This is a genomic window from Brachyspira sp. (genome assembly GCF_050873525.1).
Classification (GTDB): Bacteria; Spirochaetota; Brachyspiria; order Brachyspirales; family Brachyspiraceae; genus Brachyspira.
In genome coordinates, this window is the sequence record NZ_JBNMIZ010000007.1 from 1 (window position 1) to 25077 (window position 25077).

The window sequence follows — 25077 nt, forward strand, 5'->3', positions numbered from 1 at the left end:
ATCTAAAATTGAAAAATATGATAAAGATATAGATAAAGTTAATAATTGTTTCGAGCAAACGGATTATAAAGAATTAAAAAATAGATTAGATAATATAAATGCAATTTATGATAATATAAAACTGCAAGAAGAAAAAATTAATTCTATACATAACGATATTATTACAAAAAATACGGCTATTATTAATAATGAATTGTCGGCGTATTTTAATCAAAAAGTTAATAATTTGGAAAAGAATTTAAATATATTTTCAAAAACTTTTATACTCATGGTAATTATTGATATTATTGCAATAATAGGCTTATTTTGTTTGAATATGTCTTTAACACAGCTAAAAAACGATAATATATTTTTTGATATAAGAATATCTATACTTTCTATTGGCATAATCGGATTATTATTATGGATTACGAAATATTTTAACAGAAGAACGCATGAAACCGTGCAATTAAAAGAAGATTACGAGCATAAATCTTTAGTATTAAGTTCGTTTTTAAGCTATAGCAAAGAATTGGAAAAATTAAGCGAAACCGATAAACAATTTTTATTAGATTATATAAGTAAAGTAAGTTCGACTATTAATAAAAGTCCCGCATCAAATTTAAATAAAAGGAAAGGCGACAATACGCCTATTGAAGATTTAAGCGAATTATTAAGTCATTTAAGCGGTTTAATAAACAGTAAGAAAAATTAAGTATTATTTTTTAAGGAATAATTATGAATAAATTACCTAACGATTGGAAAATAAAAAATCGCCTATCAAAAGAAAACCGAGAAAAAGCCTTCAAAAGTTATAATAAGAAAGTCAAAGTGATAATTTTTTAATCGCTTTTTTAAATTCCTTCATACTTAAAAAATGATAGAATATTAATTTATATACTTTAGGCAGAAGAGATATTATATTGATTTTATATTTTTTTAATTCTTTTTTAGAATATTCTTCTAAATATTTGCATTTAAAATAGATTTTTTCGTTGCGGCTGTCGAACTTTTTTGCTATTATATTAATTGAACCTCCCCAAAGCATAACTTTTTCTAAATAAAAGCCAGTTTTGTATAAGAGATTTGCAATGCTCCCTATAGAAAATAAAAAATAATGGCTCTGTTGATAAATAACCGAAGATGATGCTTTTTTAATATGAGGCGTAGTTAAAAATAAAGTTCCATTATCGCCCAATAAATTATGAATGGAATTTAAAACTTCTTCTGGTTTTTCTATATGTTCCATAACATCAAATAGAGTTATTATATCGTATGTTTTATCAAACTTTGAAGTTTCTATAAATCCTTGTTTAACATTTAGATTTAGTATTTCTTTATCAAATTTAGAAAAGTTTAAAGACGGTTCTATTCCTTCAGCCTTTGCTCCTATAATATTCATAAGGCTTACGCATCCAGCTATACCGCATCCGACATCTAAAATTTTTTTATTTTTTATTTTTACAAATTCGGTTAATAAAAAAATTCTTGCCGAAGCGTCCGTAAAAGAATTTTTTATAGGCATGATTTTATTAGAAATTCCATAAAACCATTTTTCGTATTCTTCGGAATAATATTTTATAGTTTCTGGTTTGTAGTTTTCATTTATAAAAGCGGTTTTACAATCATCGCAAATAGCATATTCTACAGGTATTTTAAATTTGCCTATTTTTATTTCATTATGCAATTTTCTATTGCAAAAAGCGCAATTATCGTTGAGTTGAGTTCATGAGAATTTATCTCCGTTAAATTAGTTTATTCCGAAATTGTTTCTTTTCGGTTGTGACTTACAGCCAACTTTAGCGTTATTTATTTTTTTATTAATAGGCGAATTATAACTTATTTAAAAAATATGTCAACAGTTTAAAACAAAAATTTTTTTGAAGCGAGTAAAAATTAAAAAATATCTTGCAATAAATACCAAATAATATATCTTTTTATATTACCGAAATTTGAAAAATATTAATTTCAATATAAACTAATTGTAAGGATTTCAAATATAAGGATTTTAAAATGCAAGAAAAAATAAAAGAACTTAAAAATAGAAAAGAAAAGATTGAAGAAGCGGGCGGAAAAGAAAAAATAGAATCCCAGCATTCAAAAGGAAAATTAACGGCAAGAGAAAGAATTTTACAATTATTGGACGAAAATACTTTTTGCGAAATAGACGCTTTTGTGGAACATAGATGCGAAGATTTTGGAATGGAGAAAATGAGAATTGCGGGCGAAGGCGTAGTGACGGGATACGGAAAAATTAACGGAAGGCAGGTTTGCATTTACGCTCAAGATTTCACAGTTATTGGCGGTTCTTTAGGACAGATGCATGCGGCTAAAATTTGTAAAGTGCAGGATATGGCGATTAAATTAGGTTGTCCATGCATCGGAATAAACGATTCGGGCGGAGCGAGAATTCAAGAAGGAATTGACGCTTTAAGAGGATACGGAGATATTTTTTATAGGAATGTTCAAGCTTCGGGAGTGATTCCTCAAATATGCATTATTATGGGACCTTGCGCGGGCGGAGCGGTTTACTCTCCAGCTTTAATGGATTTTATTCTTATGACGGATAAAACAGCGAATATGTTTATCACGGGACCTCAAGTAGTTAAAGCGGTGACGGGCGAAAAAGTAAGCGCTGAAGAATTGGGCGGAGCTTTGGTTCATAGTCAAAAATCGGGAGTCGCTTCTTTAATGTTTCCCGATGAAATATCCACGCTCGAAGGAGTGAAAAAACTTCTTTCTTTTATTCCGCAAAATAATTTGGAAGATGTTCCATTTGAAGAAACGAACGATTCCCCAAATAGAAACGACAGCGAATTATCGAATATTCTTCCCGACCAGCCGAATAAACCTTACGACATTAAAGATATTATTAAAAGCATCGCGGATAACGGAGAATTTTTTGAATTACAGCCTTTATTTGCAAAAAATATAGTTATATGTTTCGCTCGATTTGATGGAAAATCGGTTGGAATAATAGCCAATCAGCCGAATGTTATGGCGGGAGTTTTGGATATTAACGCTGCGGATAAAGCGGCGCGTTTTATAAGATTCTGCGACAGTTTCAATATTCCAATAATTACTTTAGTCGATACGGCGGGATATTTGCCGGGAGTCGGACAGGAACATAACGGAGTGATAAGACATGGCGCAAAACTTTTATACGCCTACTCGGAAGCGACAGCTCCTAAAATTACTTTGATAATAAGAAAATCTTACGGTGGCGCTTATATAGCGATGTGTTCAAAACATTTGGGAGCGGATATAGTTTATGCTTGGCCATCCGCTGAGATTGCGGTTATGGGACCAGACGGAGCGGCTAATATAATATTCAAAAAAGAAATAGACAACGCGGAAGATTCAAAAAAAGTGAGAGCGGAAAAAATAGAAGAATATAAAAAAGAATTCGCAAATCCTTATCGTGCGGCAATTAGAGGTTATGTTGACGATATTATAGAGCCAGAATATACGAGAAGCTATTTGATAAACGCTTTGCATCTTTTGGCGAGCAAGAGAGAAAAAAGGCTTCCAAGAAAACATGGAAATATTCCTTTGTAAGTATTTATAATTTAATCAAGGAGAAATAATTATGGAACATAGCGCTGCGATTACTATTTTTGGAATTATATCCGTTTTTATTGCGGCTTTGGTTTTTTATCTTTTATCCGTATTTTTGGGAGTGTTATTCAAAAACAGAAATGTAAAAGCCGAAGAAGAAATAATTAAAGTTATTGAAGAGAGCAAAACTAAAGATGAAGATTTGCTTGACGATACGGAACTTGTCGCGGTAATAACGGCTTCAATATCCGCATATACTGGAAATAGCAGATTTGTAATAAAATCAATAAAAGAATCGAAAACTCCAATATGGGGAATGATTGACAGATTAAGAGATAACATATAAATAATAAATAAGAATAAAGAAATAAAATAACAGGAGAAACTATGATTAAACAATATAAAGTAACTGTAAACGGAAAATTATACGATGTTTCTGTAGAAGAAGTCGGAGAAATTATAGGAGGAGTTCATGCTTCAAAAACTGTGTCTACTTTCGTAAATCCGAATGCCACGTCTAATAATTCTAATAATGAAAAACAAATTTCAGAAAAACCGCAAAATTCCATTCCGATAGACGAAAATGCAATTTCGGTTAAAGCGCCGATGCCTGGGACAATTTTATCTTTCACGGTATCGGTTGGAGACGAAGTTTCCGAAGGGCAAGTTGTGGCAATACTCGAGGCAATGAAAATGGAAAACGAATTAACCGCTCCAGCATCTGGAAAGGTTAAATCGATTCATGTGGAAAAAGGTTCTTCGGTTATCGAAAATCAGGTTATATTGCAAATAAGTTAAAAAATTAAGGTAGATTTATGAATAGAATTTTAGGTTTGGATTTAAATAATTTAATCGCGGGATTTTATCCTCCTTCTTTCGCTCAAATTATAATGATGCTTTTGGGCGCTTATTTAATATATATGTCGATTTATTATAATAAAAAGCCTTTGCTTCTTCTTCCAATGGGCGTGGCTATTTTGGCTTCAAATATGCCTCTGCCGAGAATGACTACCGAAGTCGTAAACGGTTTTTTAGGATTCATATATAGCGGAGCGGATTCGGGTGTTTATTCGATTTTGGTATTTTTTGCCGTTGGAACTATGATTGATTTGGGACTTATTTTGGCGGACCCAAAAAACTTTTTTATAGGAGCGAGTTCTCAAGTCGGAATATTTATAGTTTTTTATGTTATGAGTTCTTTAAGCGTATATTTGAATTTGGGAGACGATATTGCGGCGGCTACTTCGATTATAGGAGCGGCTGACGGTTCGCTTGCTATGTATATGGCTTCGTTAATTGCCGAGCCGAGATATTTTGCGCCGATAGTAATTGCGGCTTATTTGTATATGGAATTACTACCGATTTTACAAATTTCAGTCACAAAATTTTTGACGACTAAAGAAGAGAGAAAAATTTCTATGTCTTATTTGAGGCATGTTTCGAGAGGCGAGAAAATTATATTCGCAGTTATTTCTATTGGATTTTGCGGAATATTTTTATCGAATTCTTTTCCGTTGATAGCGGCTTTACTTTTTGGAAGCATATTGAGAGAATCGGATATAATTAAAAATTTTTCCGTTAATTTGCAAAAATCATTAAACGGAATTCTCACGATGATTATAGGAATAGCGATTGGTTCAAGGGCGACCGCGGATACTTTTATAACTTTCAATACGATTGTTATATTTTTCTTCGGTTTTATGTCTTTGATTTTAAGCACGATTATAGGAATTCTTGTCGCAAAGATAATGAATATTTTAACGGGAGGAAAAGTCAATCCTATAATAGGTTCTGCGGGATTGAGCGCTTTTCCGATTCCAGCTTGGGGCGCTCATATTTACGGGCAGGAAAACAGTTCTTCAAATTGTCTGCTTTTGCATGCGATGGCTGTAAATATTTCGGGTATAATATCTGGAGCGGTTGTGGTTGGAATATTGCTCGCTTTTTTTCATTAATTTTTTATAATAAAATCGTAAAAAATTTAAATTATAAATTATTAATAAATATTTAAGGCGTAGTAAAATAAATAGGTTTTGGAGAATCTCCTATATAAGTATCGGGATTCAATGCTATTTTATATTCACCGTTTTCTTTATAAAATATAAACGCTCCTGGATATAAAGGCACTGTGGTATTAGACGGAAAAAAATTAACATATCTCGCTTTACCTAAAATAAACTTTGCAAAGTTATATAGCACTTCTTCCCAAGTATTTCCTATTCCCATATCGGAAACTGCCGAGAGAATTCTTTTATAACCTTCCCTTTCGGATGAATGAACTATTCTCTTAAAAACTTCGGGATTTTTATTATTTTTTTCAAAAAGATACCATATAAATTCTTCCGCTGAACCATAATTAATACGATAATCGTCTCCATAATATTTTTCTAAATTCCAAGTATAAAAACAATAGTATTGGCGCGGAGTAAATAATTCATCCCACCAATAATATCCCGTATATAAAAAAGATTGTGTAGATTGAGAAAGAGTTTCGTTAAGCCAGAGAATAGAATAACCCTTTTGTATAAAATTCACATTATGATATATTAAATGCTGGAATTCATGCAATAATGCATCTTGAAAAATGTGTGATTTGATATCCAAATATAATATTTCGGCATTATTTCTTATGCCGTATATTAAATCTTCAATAGCAAAAAGTCCTCCTATATTTCCGTTCATATTTACTAATAAAATTATTATCTTTCCATTATTGTCAATATCGGTAGGTTTTCCATATGTGTTTGTCATTTGACTATAATTTTCTTCAAAGCTTTCTATCATAGAATCTAATTTTTCTGTATCAATTTGATAGCCTGCTTCACAATATACGATAGCATTTTTCGTTTCTTTATAAAAATTTACTTTAGCTACATCTTCATAAGATGAAAAGGAATTAATATACCTGCTTACAATAAAAGTATTTGGAGCATAAACATTATTTTGACAAGAATTTAATAACCATAAAGACATTAATAATATTATAAGCGTTTTAATCATAATGAAACCTAAAAAATTTTCTAATAAAAATATTGTATATTATTAGTAAATTTTTTACAATTAACAATATTTAAAACTATATTGATAATTCAAAAAATTTATATTATAATCATAAATATTTTACTAGAGAATTTCTAGAAATGTAGAGAATTTCTAGAAATGAGAAAAACTTTATTATTAATATTTATATACGTTAATTCTATTTTCGGTATGTATGGAAAAAGTTCCGACTGGATAGATTTTCTAACTGACGGAAATCAATTAAGAGTTCGGCTCGACCATTTAGGATTTATTTTGGGAAACGATACGATAAAATGGACTTTCGGATTAAATAACGAAGGTAAAAATTTTGGAACTATAGCCCGAGTGGGACAATATTATGACGAATCTTCCAATTATGGTTATGGAGAATTCAATTCCACGATTTCTATTGGGTTGGGTTATGTTTCGCCTTTAATAAGCGTAGGATTTGGTTATAATTTAAATTTGAGCGTTTTATTTAAAGATAAAAATGGAAATACAAATATTACATTTACGCATACTCCCGTTTTTACGATTAACGCTTTAAACAATAATTTAAGAATAGCTATTCCGATTCAAATATATTCATACAAAAATTTACCAGCGGACAACACAAAATATTCGAGCGAAATTATAAATACGGAAATTCAATTAAGATATTATACGGATATTGAGACTTTTAATCAGTTAAGGTTATATATTCAATACGGCTATAAAAACGCGGGCTTTGAGTTAAGAACATATTTTGGCTTTACTCTTGAAGAAATTATTTTAAATCCGTTATTAAAATTTAAATATAACCAGTCGTTATTTGGAAGAGGCGGAGGCGAAAGAGTTTTTGAAAATCCTTATAATATAGATATAATTCCAGCTTTAGGATTAATTGCCAATTCGGATATAACCTCTATATATTTGGAGCCGTCTTTGGGATTAAAAATAAATTCTGACAACAATAAAAATATAAATTATAGTTTAGGCTACGGAGTTTACGGAGAATTATATATAACTCCGATAAAAAATTTAGAATTATATCTTGAAATGGAATTAGGAAATGACAATAACAATACGGATAATTATCTTAAATTTAACGCTTCTACGGGAATAACTTGGTATTTAAGTTAATAAGATTTTCTAAAATTCAATAATCTATTTTGTATGGATTGTTTTAATCCGTTTGGCGCTCGGCAACTTCTAGTTTTTAGCAAATTTTTTAAAAAAATTAATTTTAAGTATTGACATATTTTTTAAAGATGTTATAATTTATCAATAAAATAAAGAATGCTAAAACGGGCTGTAAATCGCAACCGAAAGAAAAAAATTCGGATTTTAGCTATTTAACGGAGGTAAATTCTCATGGAGAAGAGAAGAGAAGAGAAGAGAAGAGAAGAGAAGAGAAGAGAAGAGAAGAGAAGAGAAGGCAATACTATGGTTTTAGTAAATTGTTTATCGCTCAAATTCTTTATTTCATTATTGTCGTTTATATTGGTATTTTCAATTAGCTGTAAATCAAATCCAAACCAGACTACTAAAAAACATTCCAAATCGGAGCTTGAAGGAACTTGGAAATCCTCGAGCGGTTTCAATTTCGATATTTTTATTGCAAGCGATGGCGCTTTATTGCAGGAACGAGGCAATGTTAAAAATAAGTCCGCCGCTATTGGAAAAGTAGACGATACCTTTGACGGTTATCCTTATACTATAAGATTAACGGGAACAAACAACTACGACTCTAGTAAAAACGCTTATTCGGGAACTGTTACATTTCATAGCGCTACAAATTTAGACTTTTATTTTGACGGCGTTACCTATAAAGATACTGGCAGTTTTTATAAATATCACGATAAGTTAATCATAGGAAATTTGGAATGCAGTAAAAAAGATATTTCTTCATGGGTCGATTGGTAAAATCTTAAAATAAAATAGTTGTTAGAAAAAATTAATAATAAAAAAGGACTTGACTTTATTAGTCAAGTCCCTTTTATTAATTATATTTAGGATTTTAATTTTAACTCCATATTATCATTTTCATGTCGAATTTATAACTCAAATTTTTATGATAAGGATACATTCTTATCGCATATCCGCTTTGTCCCGTGTGAACGCATTCCAAAGAACCGATAAAAGAATGTCTGCCGTTACCCAAATCTGAAGAATGTTTCATTTCCACTATCGTAGGCTCTATAATATCTCCTTTCATGCTCAATTTTCCATGATAGAGTTCAACTTTAACGGAATCTGGAGATATATTTCCCAAATTGACTATGGTTTTTACTTCAAATTTGCTTCCGACTTTCAAATTCCTTGAAGGCATTTCCGACATAGTATTTTCAAACGAAACTTTATTCCATTTTGAATATATGCCGTCTTTCCAAGTTTTCAATTCTTTAGCGTTTTTGAAATTATTTTCAATCATATTCAAATATCTTTTGCTCGCGTTATTATAGAATTTATTGAAATATTCGGCAACCATTCTGTTTGTGGAGAATTCTGGACATACAGTTTGCATGCTCCATTTCATAGCCGCAACCCATTGTCTCGGAATATCGTCTCTGCTTCTTTCGTAGAACAAAGGAATTATCTCATTTTCTAAAACATTATATAAAGCGTTGCTTTCAACTTCATCTTGATAATTTAAATCGGTATATTCTTCTCTGTTTCCTATAGCCCATCCGTTTTGTCCATCGTAGGATTCGTCCCACCATCCGTCCAATACGCTGAAGTTTAATCCTCCGTTAGGCGGAACTTTCATACCGCTTGTGCCACTCGCTTCCAAAGGTCTTCTTGGATTATTAAGCCATACATCGACTCCTTGAACCATATACCTTGCAACATTTATATCATAGTCTTCCAAAAATACTATATGGTCTCTGAATTCCGCTCTTCTGCATATTTCGGCTATATTTTTGATTAATTCTTTACCGCCGTTATCATGAGGATGCGCTTTTCCCGCAAATATTATTTGAACGGGACGATTAGCATCGTTTACTATTCTTTTTAATCTTTCCAAATCTCTAAATAGCAAAGTTCCTCTTTTATAAGTCGCGAATCTTCTTGCAAATCCTATAGTCAAAGCTTCTGGATTAAGAATTTGGTCGGCATGGCTTATTTCCGATTTTGTAAATCCTCTATTGATTAACTGATTTTTTAATCTATCTCTGCAGAAATCAATCAATCTTTCTTTTCTTCTTTCATGCGTTCTCCAAAGTTCCGCATCTGGAATTTTTTGAACTCTTTCCCAAATGCTATGTTCCAAAGGTTTTGTTCGCCAGCGCGGTCCCAAATATCTATCCAAAAGGTTTTGCATATCGAATGAAATCCAGCTTAAAGTATGAATTCCGTTCGTTATTGAATCTATCGGAAGCTCTTCGGTTGGAACTCCTTTCCAAATATCTTTCCACATCCCTCGAGAAACATGTCCATGAAGTTTGCTTACTCCGTTATTTTCGGCAGACAAATTCAAAGCCAAAACCGTCATACAGAAATCTTCTTTTTCGTCATCGGGATTGATTCTTCCAAGTTTGAGGAATTCGTCCATTGTCATATCGATTTGTTTAACATAATCGGCAAAATATTTTTGAACCATTTCTATAGGGAATACATCGTTTCCAGCTGGAACGGGAGTATGAGTAGTAAATACATTTGAACTGTAAACAACTTCTCTTGCCGAATTTCTATCCAATTTCTCGTCTACCATTAACTGCCTGATTCTTTCAAGCGATAAAAACGCGCTATGTCCTTCGTTCATATGGTGTATAGTTGGTTTTATTCCCAATTTTTTTAACGCTTTAATTCCGCCGATACCGAGCAAAATTTCCTGCTGTATTCTCGTTTCAAGATTTCCGCCGTAAAGCTGCGCAGTAATATCTCTGTCTTCAACGCTGTTTTCTTCAATATTAGCGTCCAAATAATAGAGTTGAATTCTTCCAATATTTGCTTTCCATATTTGAGCGTAAACTTTTCTTCCGGGCAAATCGACATCCACTTTCATAGTTTCGCCGTTTGAATCCAAAACTTTTTCCAATGCCAAATTAAAAAAGTCGTTTTCTATATCGTATTCTTGTTGCCATCCGTCCGCGTTCAAATACTGCTTAAAATATCCTTTTCTGTATAAAAGCCCAACCGCAACGAAAGGCAAACCTAAATCGCTCGCGGATTTCAAATGGTCGCCAGATAATATTCCAAGTCCGCCCGAATAATTTGGCAAAGATTCATGAAGTCCGTATTCAAATGAAAAATAAGCTATCTTTTCATTTTCCACTTTTTGCGAATCGTCCAAACTTGCATACCAAGTTTCCTGTTTCATATAAGTTTTAAACTCATCGTAAACTTCTGCCAAATTCATCATCGCAGCATCGTCATGAAGCATATTGTAAAAACATTCCTGCGAAGATTCTCCCAACACTCTTATAGGGTTATGGTCTTTTTTGTCATAATTGTCAATATCAATTGTTCTCAATAAATTTACAGCTTTTTGATTCCAGCACCACCAGAAATTTTTTGTGATTTCCAATAAAGGTTCTAATTCTTTAGGAACTGATGGAGAAACCATATACTTATTTATTTTCATACATTGCACCGCCTTCTTAAAAAATAGTTTTTTAATTTTTATTTAATTGTAAAATATTATAAATATTTAATTTATTATATAATATTTCATAATAAAATCAATAACTTATAAATATTTTATTGTCAAATTATCGGAAAATTAATATTAAACTGTATAATTTTTAATCAAAATTTTATAATTTAACAAATTTAACAAATAGAATAATCTTGAATCAATAATTGAATTTCTTTACTTCCGTTAAATCTGTTAATTTTCAATTTATAAAAAATATTTATAAAATTTGAATTTTCAAATTTTTTCGCTTCTTCTTCGTTTGAATCCCATAAAATTGCGATTATATTTTTTCCGCTTTGATTAACTTCCAATTTGAGATGCAGTTTTTCGTTTTTAGGCAGACGAATCACTTTTGCAACTTTTACATTATTTGAATAAAATATCGGCTCTTCGTTTGCCACTCCGAAAGGCTCGAACGATTCTATAGTTTCCGCAAATTTAATATCTATATTTTTGAAATCCAATTTTATATCATAATTTTTATTTTCTTTTTCGGAAGATTCTAAATTATTTTCCGAAGCGTATTGAATAATTTTTTTTGCAAATTTATCGAATTTATCAATATTCAAACTAAAGCCCGCCGCGTTTTTATGTCCCCCGAATTTATTTAAATAAACGCCCGCAAATTCAAGCATTTCTCTCGCGTTATTATTTCCCGCGCTTCTTATACTTCCAGTGCAAGTTTTTTCTTCTTCGTCTTCATACAAAATAACCGCGGTTTTTCCATATTCGTTTAAAACTTTTCCCGCTATTAATCCCGTCAAACCTTGCTCGATTTCTTTGCTTTTTACCACAATTAAAGGCATTGATAAACAATCGTTATTTTTTATATATTCGCTCACTATATTAAAACATTCGTCAGTCAAAGATTTTCTCGTTTCGTTCATATTATAAATTTCTTCGGACAATTTCAAAACTTCTTCTTTCAATTCGGAAGTTAAAAGTTTTAACGCATATTCGGGTTTATTCATTCTTCCCGCCGCGTTTATAAACGGAGCTAATTTCCAGCCGATAGTTTGAGTGTCTATTTTTGTGTTGAGTAAATTTATTTTTTCTAAAATTATATTATATCTAATATGCGGAGGTTTTGATAATTCTTCCAAAGCGCATTTTATATAGGCTCTGTTTTCTTCTATAACGGGAACTACATCGGCAATCGTTCCAAAAGCTACCAAAATCGATTCTCTTTTTAAATAATTTTGCATCTGTTTTTGACTTATATAAAACATTCTTTTAAATATTTCCATCTTTATTATCAAATCTCTATATTCAATGTTTTCGTATTTATAAATATTGACATTTAAAGCGAGCGCAAATTCTTCGAGAGTTTTAAAATTTTTTATATTTACATTTCCGTAAACCGTTCCGAGTTGTAATAAATCGTAAACTTTTTCGTATTCGGGTAAAAACATTTCGTATTTTTCAAACATTGATAATAATCTTTTTAATCTCTCTTCGCCTCCAGTTAAAACGAGTATAGCTCCGTCTCCCTCGAACATATAACTTGCAATTTCTTCCAATATTTCTTCTTCGGTTAATAATTCGTCATAATAATCTGCATAGATAGATTTGTAAGCGTTTTCATTTTCTTTTATAATTTCAAATCCAAGCGGTTCGTTATTTGGAACAAAATTTGTGGTTTTCAAAGCCTTTATTTTTTTTAGAATATTATTTTTTTTGTCGATTTCGTAATCCAATACTATAATATCTTTATTGTAAATTTTTGTATATGATAAAACAAAAGCCTGCATCATCTTAAAAGCCACAGCGCAGCCAGAAAAATTTTTTGAAACGAATCCCGTATTTGAAAGTTTTGGATTAAATATAGCGTAAGCGTTCGGCAATATTTCGGGTATATCATGATGGTCGGTTACTATTATATCTATAGAATGCTCTCGGGCAAATTCAACTTCTTCCACATTCGAGATTCCGCAATCCACAGTAATAATTAAACTTGTCCCAGAATTGGCGTATTCTTCTATGACTGATTTTGAAAGTCCGTATCCCGTAGAATGATTAGGAACGAAAGCCTCGACATTTTTTGTAACCGATTTTAAAGTGTTATATATTATAGACGCCGCAGTTATTCCGTCCGCGTCTTTATCTCCGTAGATTAATATTTTTTCTTCGCTCTCTATCGCTTCTTTTAATCTGTCGACAAATATATTCATGTCTTTTATTCCAAAAGGACTTGAAAGCGAATATATATCTTGAAAGAAAAAATCAAATATTTCGGATTTTGTTTTTATTCCTCTTAAATCGAGCAAATCCTTTATTATAGGATTTAAATTATTTATATTAATTTTATTATTTTGCATTTTTTAAATATTAGAACCTTTAGAATTTGTTTTGTATAGTATATTTTATTTGTTGGATTGTTTCAAGTGGGATTGTCGTTTAAAGATTGCCACGCTCACACTAAAAGTGGACAGACGCCCACTCGCAATGACATATTACAAAATCTTACAATGATAAGCAAAAGTAAGTTGCAATGCGGTTAATTAAAATAAAGCCTAATGATTAAATTAATACACAGTCATTACGAGCGATAGCGAAGTAATCCAGAGAAAATAATTTTTATTATTTTGGATTGCTTCGGCAGTAGCCTCGCAATGACAGTTAAAGTCTCACTCTGTGTGCCTCTCCAACGGCGGACTTTAGTCTCGGTGATAACGATTAAAAATATTCTATGCAAAAGCAAAATTATGCTTTAATATTATATTAAATATTACTTCAAAACCTCAATCAAAATTCCAATCGATTTCTCCAAATCTTTTTGCGAAATATTAAGAGGAGGAAGCAGTCTTATTTTATTTTTCGCCGTTAATGGAATTATTCCTTTTGAAATGCATTTTTCTACAAGTTCTCTCGCGTTAAGTCCTTCTTTAAGTTCGATTCCAAGCATGAGTCCGATTCCGTCAACGCTTTTAACATTATCTAATTTTATTAAACTATCTTTTATATATTTTCCTTTTTTATCCACTTCTTTAAGAAAATTTTTATCTATCGTTTTAAGAATCTCCAAAGCTCCAGAGCAAATCACGGGATTAGCGCCAAAAGTTGAAGCATGGTCGCCCGCCGTAAAAGTGTCGGAACATTTTTTATTCATAAGCGTAGCGCCGATTGGAAGCCCGCCTCCCAAACCTTTTGCCAAAGTTAATATATCCGCTTTCAAATTATAATGTTCGGAGCATAGAAATTTTCCCGTTCTTCCAACGCCCGTTTGAACTTCATCTATTATCATTAAAATATCGTTTTTGTCGCAATATTCTCTAACTGACGAAACATATTCTTTATTTAACGGAATCACTCCGCCCTCGCCTTGAACAAGTTCCATCATTATCGCGCAGGAATTATTTTTTAATTTTGAAATCGTGTCTTCCAAATCGTTTGCTTCCGCGAATAAAAATCCTTCCAAAAAAGGAAAAAAGAAATTATGAAATACATCCTGCCCTGTCGCCGAAATTGTAGCCATAGTTCTTCCATGAAAAGAATTTTTAAGTGAAACTATATTATATCTTTTTGCCTCTTTTCCGTATTTTACGAAAGAATATTTTCTCGCGCATTTTATCGCCGCTTCGTTTGCCTCCGCTCCAGAATTTGAAAAAAATACTTTATCGAATTTCGTTATTTTGCATAATTTTTCAGCAAGTTCTATATAAGGTTTATTGTAATATAAATTTGAAGTATGCTGTAATTTATTTAATTGTCCTTCCACTTTTTTTATCCAGTTTTTATTATTATAACCCAAACTGTTTACTCCGATTCCGCTTCCCAAATCAATATATTCTTTTCCATCCGTATCTTTTAATTTAGAACCGTTTCCCGATTCAAGAAGCAAATCGAATCTCGCGTAAGTATTTGCGACATATTTTTTACTTTTTTTTATATATTCTTTTTTTACATTATTATTTTTATTCTTATTTTTGTTTTCCATTTTTATATCCTTTTTAAAATTTATTTAAAATTTAAAATTATTTTTCTTCTTTATAAAACATTGTCCCTATTCCTTCGTCCGTAAACATTTCTATCAAAATAGAATGAGGAACTCTCCCGTCAATAATAAAAACTTTACTCACTCCGTTTTTTACAGCGTTTATACAATGCTGAACTTTTGGAATCATCCCGCCAGAAATACTTCCGCTGTCGATTAATTTATCTATGCTATTAACTTCAATCTTGCTTATTAAAGTCGATTCGTCATCTTTATCTTTCAAAAGTCCCGCAGTATCCGTCATAAATATAAGAGTTTCGGCATTCACTTTTTCCGCTATTTTCGCAGCCGCCGTGTCCGCGTTTATATTATAAATATTCCCAAAATTATCGCATCCGACTGTGGCAATTATCGGTATATATTTTCCGTTTATAATCGTCTCAATTAAATTTGTGTCTATATCTTCTATTTCTCCAACAAATCCCAAATCTTCGTTTTCATGTTTTTTTACTTTAAACATATAATCGTCTATTCCGCATATTCCGATTGATTTTCCTCCGCAGTTTTGAAGAAGCGAAACCAAATCTTTATTAACCTTTCCCGCGAGAACCATTTTTACTATTTCCGCCGTTTCTTTATCGGTATATCTCAATCCGTTTATAAATTTTGATTCTTTTCCGATTTTATTCAGCATTTCCGTTATATCTTTTCCGCCGCCATGGACAACTATAACTTTAATTCCCAAAGTGGAAAGCAAAGCGACATTATGCATAACGCTTTTTTTGAGTTCGGGATTTTCCATAACGCTTCCGCCGTATTTTACGACAACTGTTTTATCTTTATATTTTTGAATATAAGGCAATGCATGATTTAAAATAAAAGCCTTGTCTTTATTTTTTATTTCAATATTTTCTAAATTATCAATATTGCTCATTTTTAACCCTCAATAATAAAATTAATAAATTATAAATTAATAAATTTCTAACTTCTGTAAGAGCCGTTTATCTTCACATAATCGTAAGTTAAATCGCAGCCCCAAGCCGTAGCTTTATTTTTTCCCGAGTTCATATTTACCGTTATTTTAATTTCTTTTTCTTTAAGAATTTTAAGGGCTTTCTTTTCGTCAAATTTCAAACCGTAGCCTTTTTCAAAAACATTCATATTTCCAAATTTTGAAGAAACATTTATTGCAACTTTATTAATATCGAATTTGCAATCGGCATAGCCTATCGCGCAGGCTATTCTTCCCCAATTCATGTCGCATCCGAAAATCGCAGCTTTTAGTAGATTTGAAGATATAACCGATTTTGCAATTTTTCTTGCAGTTTCAATATCTTTTGAACCTATTACTTCGCATTCTATCAATTTTGTAGCTCCTTCTCCGTCTTTTGCCATAGACTTGCATAAATAAGTATTAACCATATTCAAAGCCTTGCAAAATATTTTATAATTATTTCCTTCTTTGTCTATTATAGGATTTTTAGCTTCTCCGTTTGAAAGAGCTACAACCATATCATTTGTGGAAGTGTCTCCGTCAACGCTAATCATATTATAAGTATTTTTAATATCTTCTCTTAAAGCTTTTTGAAGTAATTTTTGGCTTATATTTGCGTCTGTCGTTATGAAGGCAAGAAGAGTAGCCATATTCGGAAGAATCATTCCGCTTCCTTTTGCAATTCCTCCGATTTTCACTTCTTTACCGCCGATTTCAAAAGAAAATGCAATTTCTTTAATAAAAATGTCCGTTGTCATTATAGCGTTTGCCGCGTTTTTTGAGGCTTCCGCAGAATTTTTAGCTTTATCAATCAACGGTTTAATGTTTTTTAAAATCGGTTCTATCGGAAGAGGAACTCCAATAACTCCCGTAGAAGCGACAGCGACATCTTTCTCGCTTATTTTCAAGTAATCGGCAACTCCTTTGCACATCGCTTTCGCTTTTTCAATTCCGTCTTTATTGCAAGTATTAGCATTCCCCGAATTGCATATAATCGCTTTGGCATGTCCGTTTTTTAAATTCTCTTTGCTTACTATGATATTAGCTCCGCAAACTTTATTTTGAGTATAAACCGCAGCCGCATTGCATAAACTTTCGCTATAAATAATCGCCAAATCTTTAGAAGTTTTTTTCTTTTTTATTCCAGAGTAAATTCCGTTGGCAAAAAATCCTTTAGCCGCGCAAATTCCGCCTTTTATCTGTTTTATATTATTTTCGTCATTATTTTTCTTATTATCGTTTTTCATTTTATTATCCTTTTTTATTTTATTTCTTAATCAATATTATAAATCAAAAATCAGAAAGCGGGAGGAATCATATTTAGTCCCGCATCTTCTTCAAAACCTAAAGCTATATTCATATTTTGTATAGCCTGTCCCGCCGCACCTTTAACCATATTGTCTATTGCCGAAACTATTATTAATTTATTCGTTCTCTCGTCAATATGAATCGAAATATCGCAGTAATTAGAATATTTTACATTTTTCAAATTTGCAATATTTCCAATATTTAATATTCTCACAAATTTTGAATTCTTATAAAAATCTTTATATAAATTAAAAATATTTTCCAAAGAATTTTTATTTTTTAATTTTGCGTATATTGTAGACAAAATTCCTCTATTAATCGGAAGCAAATGAGGAACGAAAGTAATTTTAATTTCTTCTCCGTAAATATTCGATAAAGTCTGCTCGATTTCGGGAGTATGTCTATGTTCGGCGATTTTATACGGCGCAAAAGCTTCGTTGCATTCGGCAAAATGAGTATTCAAAGTAAGCTCTCTTCCCGCTCCAGTCGCTCCAGATTTTGAATCGATTATTATATCTTCTTTTTCGATTATTTTATTCACCAAAGCGGGAGTTAGTGCAAGTCCAATAGAAGTTGGATAACATCCAGGGTTTCCGATTATTTTAGCGTTTTTCAAATCTTTTTTATTATAAAAATTATCGTATTTGATTATTTCAGGAATCGAATAAATCGCTTCTTTATGAATATCATGATATTTAAAATCTTTTTTATACCATTTTTTATAATCTTCTTCGTTTGAAAGTCTGAAGTCCGCTCCCAAATCTATAAACAATATTTTTTTTTCAAAACATTTTTTTGCTATCTCTTCGCTTAAACCAGCTGGCAAAGACGCAAATACAACATCCGAATCTTCCAAAGCCGAATTTTCGTCCGTTAATATTTTTTCAGAGTATTTATTTAAGTTGCCGTATATTTTATTTATAGGCTCTCCTTCAAAACTTTTTGAAGAGATATTTTTTAATTCTACTTTTGGATGCGAAGCAAGAAGTCTTATAAGTTCGACTCCAGCATATCCTGTCGCTCCTATTACTGACGCTTTTATCATTTTTAATTCTCCGTTATAAATAATAAATTTAATTTTTTTATTTTAATTTTCTATTATTGCTTTTATATTTTATTTTGATAGATTTATTTTGATAATTTTTAATGCGGGCGATTAACGCCTCAAGGAATCTTTAGGTAAGAATAGATAATGCAATATTTTTTTAATCGTATTCATAATAATTGCCTTAAATAATTTTGAATTTATATTAATATATTTTAAAAAAATGTCAATAATGATTCGATATTTTTTTAATTGAAATTTTTTAATAAAAATTTTATTATATTTTATCGTCAATATTTTAATATAATAAAGAAATAAAAACGGAGGAAAAATTATGCCAAAAATCGCGGTAATATACAAAAGCAAATATGGAGCTACAAGAACTTATGCAAAATGGATATCCGATAAACTTCATGCCGATTTATTCGAAGCTGATAATATATCTTTTCAAAATTTAAATAATTACGAAGTTATAATATTCGCGGGTTCTTTATACGCGAGCAAATTAACCGTTTATAAAAGTTTTAAGAAATTCTATAATAAATTAAATAAATTTGAAAACAAAAAAATTTACTGCGTCATAGTCGGCAACGCGAATCCTAAATACAAAGAATATTACGAAGATGCTATAAATAAAAATTTTAAGAGTAAAGAAAAAGAAAATATAACATTTTATTTTTTAAGAGGCACAATCGACTTTTCAAAATTAAAAATTCACCATGCTTTAATGATGCTTATGCTTAGAAAAATTTTAGCGAGTAAAAACGAACAAACTGAAGACGACAAATATTTTTTGGAAAACTACGGAAAGAAAATAGATTATTTAAATAAAAATTCTATAAGCGATTTAGTTTCGGATGTGAAAAATTTTCTTAAAGAATTAGAATAAAAGAATAATTATCTCAATTTGATTATAATATCGACTCTTCTGTTTTTGCTTCTTCCTTCGGCGGTATCGTTCGGGGCGATTGGCTCTTTGTCTCCAAATCCGCTGTAGGATAATTTATCATGATTAAGATTAGGCAAAATATAATCGGCGACCGTTTTAGCTCTTCTTTCGGATAAAGTTTTATTATATTCTTCGCTTCCCGTATTGTCGGTATGTCCTTGAACTATTATCTCTCTATCGGGATAAGTTTTTTTAATCGCTTCTATAATATTGTCAATCGTTTCTTTTGATTCGTTTTTTAAAGTGTAAGAATCTGTATCAAATAAAATCTCTCCGAGCCTTAAAACCAAACCTTCGGGAACTGTATCTACTATAATATCGTCATTCAAATTATTTAAATTTTCTTCAAGTTCTCTTCTGTCTCTTTCCTCTTCTTCTTTTGAAATAGAATCGTATATTTTATAAGAACTTATTATATTCATTTTATATTGCAAACTTCTGTAAGATAATTCTTTATCGTAGCCGAAAAGTATTTGATATTTTTCGCTTTGTGATATTGGAATATTATTTTCCATATCCCATAAAAAAGTTCCGTAATTGAATCCGTAAATTCTCGCGGGATAGCCTATTCTTGAGCGTCCAGAAATTCCCGCCTGAATCAAATCTTTATCCGTCATTATATGATATTGAATGACGGCGTTTTTTTTGCCTTCGGAGTTCGTTTCGATATTTGCAAAAAGATAATCGGACGACAAAACCATATTAAGATTCGGAGCGTTATTTACTTTCACTATTTCAACGGCTTCGGCGCTCCAAGATTCGGTAAGATTAATTTCTTTATCGGGAAATGTGGGAATATGTCGGACATTAGGCATAAAATGAATAGTCGGCACTTCAAATCTTCCGTTGGTATGAATTATAAAATCGCTCGTATATTCTTCGTCCAAATGAAAAACTCTGTCTCCTCTTTGCATTCTGAAAATTTTGAATAAACCGCTCACTCTATATCCGCCTTTCGGAGCGATTGCGATAACGGTTAAATCGACAATATTTCTTTCTTTATAAGTTCGCTTCAAAATTCCGTTTTCATAATATTCGACATCGGCGGTTTTTACGGATTCTATTCTTTTTCCCGTTTCCAAATTCCAATAAAATTTATGCGATATTTTTTGGGTTTCCGAATTTTCTTCGATTTCTTCAATTTGACAAAACGCGATATTGCAAAAGAATATATTGAAAATAAACAGGACAAATATTAAAACAAAAAATTTCTTTCTCATAAATTCTTTTATCATAACAGACTTTTTTCTTCTTTTTTGATTTTTTTCGCTTCTTTTTCTCTATGTTTTTGCGCTCTTTTTTCAAGTTTGATTCTGATTTTATCCAAAAGATTTAGTCTCTTCGTTTCTTCTAATATTTCCTCTTCCGATTTTTCGGTTTTGAAAGATATAACCAATTTGTATAATTGCAAGAAAATATATTGCAATTCTTTTATTTTTTTATCCATACTTTCCATGCTGTCGACCGTTGAATTCGATAATTGAGCGACATTTTCGATAGAACCCAAAAGAACTTTAACTTCGCTTTCCGTATTATTTACCACATTAACCACATCTTCCGCAAGTTTGTCGACTCCAGAAATATTTTGACTTACCATAGAACTCATTTGCATCTGCCTTAAAGAAAGCTCTTGAACGGTTTCGGTTATGCTATTCAAATTTGAAACATTATTTAAAATATCTCTTCTTCCCAAATCCAATTCTTCGTTTGCGCCCGCTATTGAACTTATCGCTCCCGTAAGCATATTGGAACTTTCAATAATTTTATCGCTCGATTCCGCGCTTTTTGAAACGAGAGAAACCATCTGTTCTATGGCTTGAATCGTCTCTTCGATTAAATCGCTGATTATAATAGAGTTGTTTGCCGTATCTTCCGCAAGTTTTCTAATCTTTTCGGCAACCACAGTAAAACCTCGTCCGTATTCTCCCGCCTGAGCCGCCTCGATTGCAGCGTTCATTGCCAAAAGATTTGTCTGTTCGGAAATATTGCGTATAACATTCGTAATGCTCGTTATTTGTTTTGAATAATCTCTGATTCCCTGAATCGCGTCCGCAAGAGCTTCCGATATGTTTCCTCCGTCTCTCGCTTCGGCGTTTAAAGTTTTTGAATAAGTATTCGCTCTAATCGAACTCTGATTTACCGTAATAATATTTGCCATCATTTGCTGAACGGAAACGCTCGTTCTATTAACGGCATCCGCTTGAGATTTCATTTTTTCGTTAATTTCGTTTATATTATTCAAAAGCTGCCTTATGATTTCGTTTACCGAGTTGATTCTCGTTCTTTGCATAAAAGTAACTCTCGCCGCGTTTGAATAAGATTCCGCTATTTTATTTGAATTTGCAACTTCGTTTTTGAACTCTTTATTTAAAGTTTCAAAATCGCTCACTCCAATATTAATGGAAGAACGAATATTTTGAACGCTTCCCGTAAGAACATAAGTGTTTTCTTTAATATTTACTATAATGCTTTGAATTTTATCCAAAAATTTATTGAAAGAATGCACCAATTCTCCCGTTTCGTCAATATTGGTTATCGGAAGTCTTATAGTTAAATCGCCCGTTCCTTCGCTTAAAGAATCCGCCACTCTTTTTGCGACTATCATAGTTCTTCTTATAATAAAAACTATCGTCAAAAGCACTATAAAAAATAAAGACAATCCGAAATATATCGCCGTAGTCGACATTAAAATAGTTCTTCTAAAATCCAAATTCTCTCTGTATGGAATTTCATTTTCCCAAACTCCCATTACATAAATATCGCCGAAAAGCACATATTTAACGAAAAACATATTATAATTTTGAATCAAAATTATTTTCGCGTCCGAAATAGTATTCAAATAATTATTGTTAGCCTCGTCTTTAAATTCCCCAGAAGTAGTAGGATTATTCAAAACGGTTTGAAGAGGATTAAGAAAATTCATTCTATTATAAGCGCTTATACTAAAATCGCTATTTGCCACAAATATATTAATGTTAGGATAATTGGCTAATAAATCCGTAACTACCGAAGATTTCACTTCCAAAGCCAAAAAGCCTATCGTATTATTGTTATTGATAATAGGATTGTATATATAAAAATGTTCCAAATCTCTAATAATATTTATTCTATGATTAGTTCCGCTTAAGTCCATTGTCGGAATCGGCAAATTAGGATTGGTATTTATTCTGAAAGCAAAATTATTATTTCTATTCAAAATTATATTTAAAGTCTGCGCGTTCTGATAAATAGAATCGGCAATATTAATTCCGCTTCTTCCCGCATCATAAAAATGAATATACAAAGCGTTTATATTCGTATCGCCGCCGTATCTGTTATTCAAATAATCCGATAAAAACGCGTCGTATGGAGTAAGATTATATTCATATCTTGCAATATCTTTTAAATAAAAAGCTATATCGTCCGCGACATTCACATATTCGTTAATCGCGTCATAAATCGAAGTAGCCGCGTCGCTTATATATTCTTTATTGATTATTCTGCTGTATTCTCCGTAATAACGAACGGAACTTCTATAACTGATTCCGTTTAATGTGGCAATAACGAAAATAACGAAAACCATCGATGTCGGAATTATAATATACATCATTGGAAGATAATATTCTCTTTTTCCCGTTATTTTATATAAAGGTCTAACTAAAACGACAAACGAAACCGCGGATATTGAAGCTGCAAAATTCATGAAAAGCAAAACTATTAATAATCTGAAATTCAAAACCTCGAATAATGTCATAGTTCCGTCAAGTAGATATATCGGATATGTAAGCAAAGAGATTACCACAAACGCCAATACGGTTTTAAATATATATACGATTCCCAAATGAACGGATTTTCCTCTTTCCACTTTTAGAAAATCAAAATATATGCTTATGATTATTAATAAAACGGTTAATATCATAAGAAAATAACTATATCTTCTTACGGGCGTAAACTGTTCATAAATGCGACTCAACATTACCGAATAAACGGCTATAGTAATAATAGCGTTTATAAAAAAGACGATAGGCATAATGAATTTTAGCCTTTTTCTTAAAATATTTTCGTTCGTTTGAAACAGCATATTATAGCCCTGTAAAAATTAATATCTTTTTTATTATCGGTATTAAATAATCATTTTTTTACTTTTATAAATATAAAAAATAAAATAATTTCTATATTCAAATTTTTCTATTTAAATTTTTTAATTTTTAAATTTTTATCTTATCAAGCGTTTATAGTTTTCGCTTTCGCTACTACTTCCTCTATCGAACCCACAAGTCTAAAAGCTTGGTCGGGCAAATCGTCATAATCTCCGTTGCAAATCGATTTGAAACTTCTTATTGTGTCTTCCAATTTTACATATCTGCCCTGAAGTCCCGTAAACTGTTCGGCTACAAAAAACGGCTGACTCAAAAACTGCTCAATTTTTCTTGCCCTCGAAACCGTTAATTTATCGTCTTCGGAGAGTTCATCCGCTCCAAGAATTGCTATAATATCCTGCAAATCTTTATATCTTTGAAGAATATTCTGCACATTTCTTGCAACTTCATAATGTTCGTTCCCCAAAACCATCGGGTCTAGTATTCTGCTTGTAGACGCCAAAGGGTCAACCGCGGGATAAATTCCTTTTTCGCTCACTTCACGAGATAAAACCGTTGTCGCATCCAAATGGCTGAAAGCTGTCGCTGGCGCAGGGTCCGTTAAATCGTCCGCTGGAACATAAACCGCTTGAATCGAAGTAATCGAACCGTTTTTAGTGGATGTAATTCTTTCCTGTAAACTTCCCATTTCCGTTGCCAAAGTCGGCTGATAACCTACCGCTGACGGCATTCTTCCAAGTAAAGCCGAAACTTCGCTTCCCGCTTGAGTAAATCTAAAAATATTATCTATAAATAATAAAATATCTAATCCCGCCGAATCTCTAAAATATTCCGCCATAGTTAAAGCCGTTAAAGCGACTCTTAAACGCGCTCCTGGTGGTTCGTTCATCTGCCCGTAAACGAGACAAGTTTTATTGATAACTCCCGATTCTTTCATTTCGCTCCATAAATCGTTTCCTTCTCTCGTTCGCTCTCCGACTCCCGCAAATACAGAATAGCCTCCATGTTCGCTTGCAATATTATGAATAAGTTCCATTATTAAAACCGTTTTTCCTACTCCAGCTCCGCCGAATAATCCCGTTTTACCGCCTTTAATATAAGGGGCGAGCAAATCTATAACTTTTATTCCCGTTTCAAATATTTCAAGTTTTGGTTCGAGGACATCGAATTTTGGCGGCACGGAATGTATGGAACGATATTCTTTAGCTTCAATCGGTTCTCCTTTATCAACCGTCTGCCCCAATACATTAAATATTCTTCCAATGGTTTCGTTTCCCACTGGCACCATTATATGATTTCCCGAATCTATAATATCGTCTCCGCGTGAAATTCCGTCCGTTGATTCCAAAGCGATTGCCCGCACTTTTCCGCCTCCCAAATGCTGCTGAACTTCGCAAACAACATGCCTTTGAATTCCTTCGACTTCCTTATCTATATAAAGCGCGTTTAATATTTCGGGCAAATGTCCCTCTTCAAATTCCGCGTCCAAAGTCGAGCCGACAACCTGAATAACTTTTCCTTTTTTTCCTTCCGCTATCATAAAAATTTTTCCTTTTAATTTATTATCAAAATTATTGTCATATATTTTA

Annotated in this window: 18 protein-coding genes and 1 pseudogene; 8 read left to right on the forward strand and 11 right to left on the reverse strand. The window is 31.8% G+C overall.

What is annotated here, in order from left to right; all coding sequences use genetic code 11:
* A pseudogene (locus tag ACR0QS_RS01165) lies at positions 1 to 694 on the forward strand (hypothetical protein); the annotation flags it as partial.
* Positions 695 to 805: 111 nt separating this feature from the next.
* Here the strand turns inward: ACR0QS_RS01165 and ACR0QS_RS01170 are convergent.
* Entirely contained in the window at positions 806 to 1666 is an 861-nt protein-coding gene (locus ACR0QS_RS01170; protein ID WP_432631615.1) for a class I SAM-dependent methyltransferase, read from the reverse strand.
* 326 nt (positions 1667 to 1992) lie between these two features.
* Here ACR0QS_RS01170 and ACR0QS_RS01175 point away from each other — a divergent pair, with 326 nt between their 5' ends.
* Genes ACR0QS_RS01175 through ACR0QS_RS01190 form a run of 4 tightly spaced genes read left to right on the forward strand, consistent with a single transcriptional unit; the run spans position 1993 to position 5492 of the window.
* On the forward strand, positions 1993 to 3537 hold the full coding sequence (locus ACR0QS_RS01175) for an acyl-CoA carboxylase subunit beta (RefSeq protein ID WP_432631616.1): 1545 nt from the start codon (positions 1993 to 1995) through the stop codon (positions 3535 to 3537).
* A gap of 31 nt (positions 3538 to 3568) precedes the next feature.
* The gene (locus tag ACR0QS_RS01180) at positions 3569 to 3883 is read left to right on the forward strand and encodes an OadG family protein (protein WP_432631617.1); all 315 of its coding nucleotides are present in this window, start codon (positions 3569 to 3571) and stop codon (positions 3881 to 3883) included.
* A 41-nt stretch (positions 3884 to 3924) separates the two neighbouring features.
* Complete coding sequence (locus ACR0QS_RS01185) at positions 3925 to 4335, forward strand: biotin/lipoyl-containing protein (protein ID WP_432631618.1); 411 nt, start codon at positions 3925 to 3927, stop codon at positions 4333 to 4335.
* Positions 4336 to 4352: 17 nt separating this feature from the next.
* Positions 4353 to 5492 carry a sodium ion-translocating decarboxylase subunit beta gene (locus tag ACR0QS_RS01190; RefSeq protein ID WP_432631619.1) on the forward strand — a complete coding sequence of 380 codons (1140 nt, stop codon included), beginning with the start codon at positions 4353 to 4355 and terminating at the stop codon, positions 5490 to 5492.
* Between the two features lie 52 nt (positions 5493 to 5544).
* Here ACR0QS_RS01190 and ACR0QS_RS01195 read toward each other — a convergent pair whose 3' ends face one another.
* Entirely contained in the window at positions 5545 to 6537 is a 993-nt protein-coding gene (locus ACR0QS_RS01195) for a hypothetical protein (protein WP_432631620.1), read from the reverse strand.
* A gap of 159 nt (positions 6538 to 6696) precedes the next feature.
* Here ACR0QS_RS01195 and ACR0QS_RS01200 point away from each other — a divergent pair, with 159 nt between their 5' ends.
* Positions 6697 to 7680, forward strand: coding sequence for a cell surface protein (locus tag ACR0QS_RS01200; protein ID WP_432631621.1), 984 nt, complete (start codon positions 6697 to 6699; stop codon positions 7678 to 7680).
* Between the two features lie 231 nt (positions 7681 to 7911).
* Entirely contained in the window at positions 7912 to 8463 is a 552-nt protein-coding gene (locus tag ACR0QS_RS01205; RefSeq protein WP_432631622.1) for a hypothetical protein, read from the forward strand.
* 100 nt (positions 8464 to 8563) lie between these two features.
* Here ACR0QS_RS01205 and glgP read toward each other — a convergent pair whose 3' ends face one another.
* The 6 genes from glgP to argC form a co-directional block, all read right to left on the reverse strand.
* Entirely contained in the window at positions 8564 to 11125 is a 2562-nt protein-coding gene (gene glgP, locus ACR0QS_RS01210) for an alpha-glucan family phosphorylase (protein ID WP_432631623.1), read from the reverse strand.
* Positions 11126 to 11313: 188 nt separating this feature from the next.
* The gene (recJ, locus tag ACR0QS_RS01215; RefSeq protein ID WP_432631624.1) at positions 11314 to 13497 is read right to left on the reverse strand and encodes a single-stranded-DNA-specific exonuclease RecJ; all 2184 of its coding nucleotides are present in this window, start codon (positions 13495 to 13497) and stop codon (positions 11314 to 11316) included.
* Between the two features lie 410 nt (positions 13498 to 13907).
* Positions 13908 to 15116 (reverse strand): aspartate aminotransferase family protein, encoded by a 1209-nt coding sequence (locus tag ACR0QS_RS01220; protein WP_432631625.1) that lies wholly within the window; start codon positions 15114 to 15116, stop codon positions 13908 to 13910.
* A gap of 37 nt (positions 15117 to 15153) precedes the next feature.
* Positions 15154 to 16047, reverse strand: coding sequence for an acetylglutamate kinase (argB, locus tag ACR0QS_RS01225; protein ID WP_432631626.1), 894 nt, complete (start codon positions 16045 to 16047; stop codon positions 15154 to 15156).
* 47 nt (positions 16048 to 16094) lie between these two features.
* Complete coding sequence (gene argJ, locus ACR0QS_RS01230) at positions 16095 to 17354, reverse strand: bifunctional glutamate N-acetyltransferase/amino-acid acetyltransferase ArgJ (protein ID WP_432631627.1); 1260 nt, start codon at positions 17352 to 17354, stop codon at positions 16095 to 16097.
* Between the two features lie 50 nt (positions 17355 to 17404).
* Positions 17405 to 18460 carry an N-acetyl-gamma-glutamyl-phosphate reductase gene (gene argC, locus ACR0QS_RS01235; protein ID WP_432631628.1) on the reverse strand — a complete coding sequence of 352 codons (1056 nt, stop codon included), beginning with the start codon at positions 18458 to 18460 and terminating at the stop codon, positions 17405 to 17407.
* Between the two features lie 334 nt (positions 18461 to 18794).
* Between argC and ACR0QS_RS01240 the strand changes: the two genes are divergently transcribed.
* A complete protein-coding gene (locus ACR0QS_RS01240; RefSeq protein ID WP_432631629.1) occupies positions 18795 to 19349 on the forward strand; it encodes a flavodoxin family protein in 555 nt (184 codons plus the stop codon).
* A gap of 8 nt (positions 19350 to 19357) precedes the next feature.
* On the opposite strand, the gene ACR0QS_RS01245 is transcribed toward ACR0QS_RS01240, so the two are convergent.
* From ACR0QS_RS01245 to atpD, 3 genes are all read right to left on the reverse strand, one after another.
* A complete protein-coding gene (locus tag ACR0QS_RS01245) occupies positions 19358 to 20629 on the reverse strand; it encodes an OmpA family protein (RefSeq protein WP_432631637.1) in 1272 nt (423 codons plus the stop codon).
* An 11-nt stretch (positions 20630 to 20640) separates the two neighbouring features.
* Positions 20641 to 23469 (reverse strand): methyl-accepting chemotaxis protein, encoded by a 2829-nt coding sequence (locus ACR0QS_RS01250; protein WP_432631630.1) that lies wholly within the window; start codon positions 23467 to 23469, stop codon positions 20641 to 20643.
* A 143-nt stretch (positions 23470 to 23612) separates the two neighbouring features.
* Positions 23613 to 25025: a F0F1 ATP synthase subunit beta gene (gene atpD, locus ACR0QS_RS01255; RefSeq protein WP_432631638.1), complete on the reverse strand. Its 1413-nt coding sequence runs from the start codon at positions 25023 to 25025 to the stop codon at positions 23613 to 23615.
* Between the last annotated feature and the right edge of the window lie 52 nt (positions 25026 to 25077).